Source organism: Dehalococcoidales bacterium (assembly GCA_028716225.1).
Lineage (GTDB): Bacteria > Chloroflexota > Dehalococcoidia > Dehalococcoidales > UBA5760 > UBA5760.
This window is the reverse complement of sequence record JAQUQE010000103.1, coordinates 1-3,572: the sequence shown is the minus strand read 5'-3', so window position 1 is coordinate 3,572 and position 3,572 is coordinate 1. Positions and strand designations below refer to the sequence as shown.

Sequence of the window (3,572 nt, the reverse complement as noted above, 5' to 3'; positions counted from 1 at the left end):
AAGCCATAAGGCTCGCTACTGACGCGGCTTCGGCGCTGGTTCGCTCTCACACTCTCGATGGCGCAGTGAGAGATGTAAGGCGTGTAAGGTTTCTACCAGGCGAAGTTACGGGCATGAGTGCCGAGCAATTGTTCGCCTGCGGGTATACAATAGAAGTAAGATTCAGGTATATCGAAAAGCAATTAGGAGGTTGAAATGGAAATTTTGAGATATGCGGGATTTGCGGAGGAGACGACATTCAATCAAACACCCTCTCCCGCAGCGGCGTTTTACGTTGACCAAACTTCGGCTAGTGTAAACGCTCCGAAAGAATCCGAGTTGATTTATGAAGGTGGGCTAGGGCGGGCACCGCGCTTACACCGTCCAGGGTTCTATTCTGTAAGCGGGGACGTGGAATATGCGTTCGACATCCGAACGATAGGATGGGTGCTCAAGTGGGCGCTTGGTGGATACGAGTATGTTGGAGATAAGCACGAGATTTGGGGCAATAATAATAACATTCTCCCGTCGTTCTGCACCAGACTTGGGAAAGACGTATTCGAGCACATCTTCTCAGGCTGTTCTCTCGATGGGCTTTCCCTAGAGGTCGCGGATGAATACGCTAACGCGAAGCTATCTATTGTAGGCGCAAAGGATAGCAAGGGGACTATTGCCGAACGAAGCGCGGTGGAAGCGCTGATACCCGACGAATACCCGCTAGTGTTCCATGAGGTAACGATTAAGAAGAGCAATACTGATATCTCAACTAAGGTGAGCGAAATATCTCTTGAAATCAAAAACAATGTTAAAGCGGAAACGGGGCAAAGCCTGGGTTCTCGTTTCCCGAGAAGGCTTATCGCCGCAGAGCAAGAAGTTACGCTTTCTATCACACCCTACTACGATGACACCTCATTCCTCGAGCTGATTTGGGGTGGCGCTTCAGCTCCCGCCGTTGGTGGCTCAACAGAAGTTTCGATATCTCTGCATTTCGACGCGGGCACCGATGGAAGCATGGACATAACCCTCCCCCGCTGGCTAGCTACCACAGCTGAGATAAGCCCCAAAGGCGCGGGACTCGTAGAACAGAAGGTTGAAGGAACCGCGCTTGCGGGAACGATAACGGGATTGAGCGGAGACCTATTTACAGAGCTTCTTGTTCAACTGGATAACAACCAGGGCGAGATGATAGCAGGAGGAAGTTGATATGTTAAAGAAATCGGACATCCTGGCGGGAACAAACGCACAACAGGAAGTTGAAATATCTTCTCTGGGCGATACCGTTCTAGTTCGTCCTCTTTCAAGTGGGGAATGGGCTAGGGTGCAGGAAGCTCTTGCCAAGGGAATAAACATTGACATGACCGAAGCTCGGCGCGGAGGCAAGGTTGACCTTGGGGTTGTTCTCCACAACGATTACAAATCCGATATCCTCATTTGCAAGATGGGGCTTGTGGAGGATTACACGGAGGAGGAGCTTTCGCGGCTTCCTGTTATCGTTGTGAATGAAATCTCCCAAGCCATTCAAAATATAACTGGGGTTTCCAAGGGCAAAAAACGCGAGGATGAGATGTCCAGCTTTCGCTATGAGCGAGGAGGGGCAACAGATAGCGTTCCTGCAAATGATGGGGGTTCCCCTGGCGAGAACGCAGGATGAGCTTACCCCTCTTCAGGCAAATATCCTCGTGTTAGCATTGAGCAATTTGTTAGAGAGGCTTTCTGATGGCAGGCATTGAAATCACCGTATCGGCAATAGATGACGCTTCTGCCGCAATCGAGCAAATCGCAAGTGTAGCGGAGAGCGCCGCTGATTCCATCTCTTCTGCTATGGAGGGCGCGGGCGACGCCATAGATAATATAGGGAGCACCGCCGATAGCGCCGCGGGGGAGGTTTCCTCTTCTGCCGAAGAGGCAAGCGGTTCCATCGAACAAATCGGAAGCACCGCCGAGGAAGCGGGGAGAGCGGCGGAAACGGCGATGGATGGGGTGAAGGAATCTATTGATTCCGTATCCGAATCCGCGAGTAACGCGACGGATTTCATCGCGGGGATAAGTGGGGATTCGTTAGAGAGCGCGGGAAAGAAGGGGCTTATTGCGGGTGCCGCTATGGGAGGTGCCGCTGCTGGAGGAGAAGCGCTGGCGCAAAGTATGGGTTCTTTAGCGAGAGCCAACGACCAGGTTGCCGCCTTAACTGGTATAACCACGGAGGAAATGCGAAATCTCGTTAACGAAACCTCTAATGAGACCTTTGTCCTTGAGGACGTTTTAGGCACTTTTCGCCTTGCGGCAGTCCAGGGATTACGTTCAGGAGAAGCCCTTAAAGAATATGGCTCCTATTGGGATATGGTGGCTGACGCAATAGGGAGTGATGCTCCCACGCTTGCGAAAGCAGGCTTGGGGCTTGGAGTTCTCGGAGTAAAAGCAGATAATGTTACAGATTCTCAAAAGGCTCTAGGGCTCGCATATTCCTCTACCGCTATAGGAGTTGAAGGATTTCTCCGCACGGTAGGGCGAACATCGCCAGAGTTGAAAAAGATGGGGCTAGGTTTGAACGATACGGCAATTCTTCTTGCGGCGTTAAGTGAGGACATAACTGACCCTAAGGCACTTTTGAGAGCTTTCAGGGAAGGGCTCAATGAAGTTGCCGCTTCAGGTGGGGGGCTGGACGAGCTCAAGGAAAAACTTGGAATTTCGGGGGAGAAATGGGCTGAATATTCGGAAAAACTTGAACATTCGGGAAAGGTTCTCGAAGAACACGCGGCGATTGATAACAAATACTTTACCACCCTTGATAAAATGAAGCAATGGCTCGCGGAGCTCAAGTTTGCACATTCCAACCTTTACGATGTTATCTCGACGGGCGCTGGTATTCTTTCGGGACTCTCTGCCCCCATGATGACCCTTGCTGGTATTTCCGTTTTACTAGGTAAGAACCTAGGTGACCTTAAAACTGTCGCTGTAGGCGCTATAGGCAAGCTTGGAGCGCTAAAAGGCGCCATGAGCACCCTTCTCCTAACAATGAAGGGAGGAATTGCCCATATAGCGAGTTTCGCTAGCGGTCTGATAGCCAAACTAGCTCCCGCGTTGGTTGGAGCCATCGCTAAAACTTGGGCGTGGACGGCGGCGCTTCTCGCCAACCCTATAACCTGGATTGTTATAGGGATTATGGCGCTCATAGCGGGGATTGTTCTCCTGATAAAGAACTTCGATAAAGTGAAGGAAGCGATGGGGAAAGTTTGGGACGCCATAAAGGGAGTATGGGATAAAATCTTCGGTTTCCTCAAGGGGATTTGGGATAAGATAAAAGAGATTGCCGCGGCGGTATGGGATAAAATCAAGTATGTTATTCTCGGACCCGTCGTGGGGCTGGTGCTTCTCATAAAGAACAACTGGGATAAAATCAAAGAGTTTCTCTCTAAAGTTTGGAACTGGATAAAAGAGACCGCCGCTAAGGTGTGGAATAAAATCAAAGACGTTATCGTGGCGCCCGTCGTCAAAGCTCGAGACTTAATCATCGGGGCGTTTAACAAGGTCAAGGAGGGACTCTCTAAAGTTTGGAAAGGTATAACCAGCACCGCGAAAAAAGCTTGGGATGGGCT

General features: G+C 50.6%; 4 protein-coding genes. All 4 read left to right on the top strand.

All coding sequences use genetic code 11. The features are described from left to right. A partial coding sequence (locus PHI12_14190; GenBank protein ID MDD5511937.1) for a hypothetical protein occupies positions 1-194 on the top strand: 194 nt, incomplete at its 5' end. A gap of 1 nt (position 195) precedes the next feature. Then, complete coding sequence (locus tag PHI12_14185; protein ID MDD5511936.1) at positions 196-1,182, top strand: phage tail tube protein; 987 nt, start codon at positions 196-198, stop codon at positions 1,180-1,182. 1 nt (position 1,183) lies between these two features. Continuing rightward, positions 1,184-1,630 carry a hypothetical protein gene (locus PHI12_14180; protein ID MDD5511935.1) on the top strand — a complete coding sequence of 149 codons (447 nt, stop codon included), beginning with the start codon at positions 1,184-1,186 and terminating at the stop codon, positions 1,628-1,630. Between the two features lie 65 nt (positions 1,631-1,695). Next, the coding region (locus PHI12_14175; GenBank protein MDD5511934.1) for a hypothetical protein at positions 1,696-3,572 on the top strand (1,877 nt) is incomplete at its 3' end.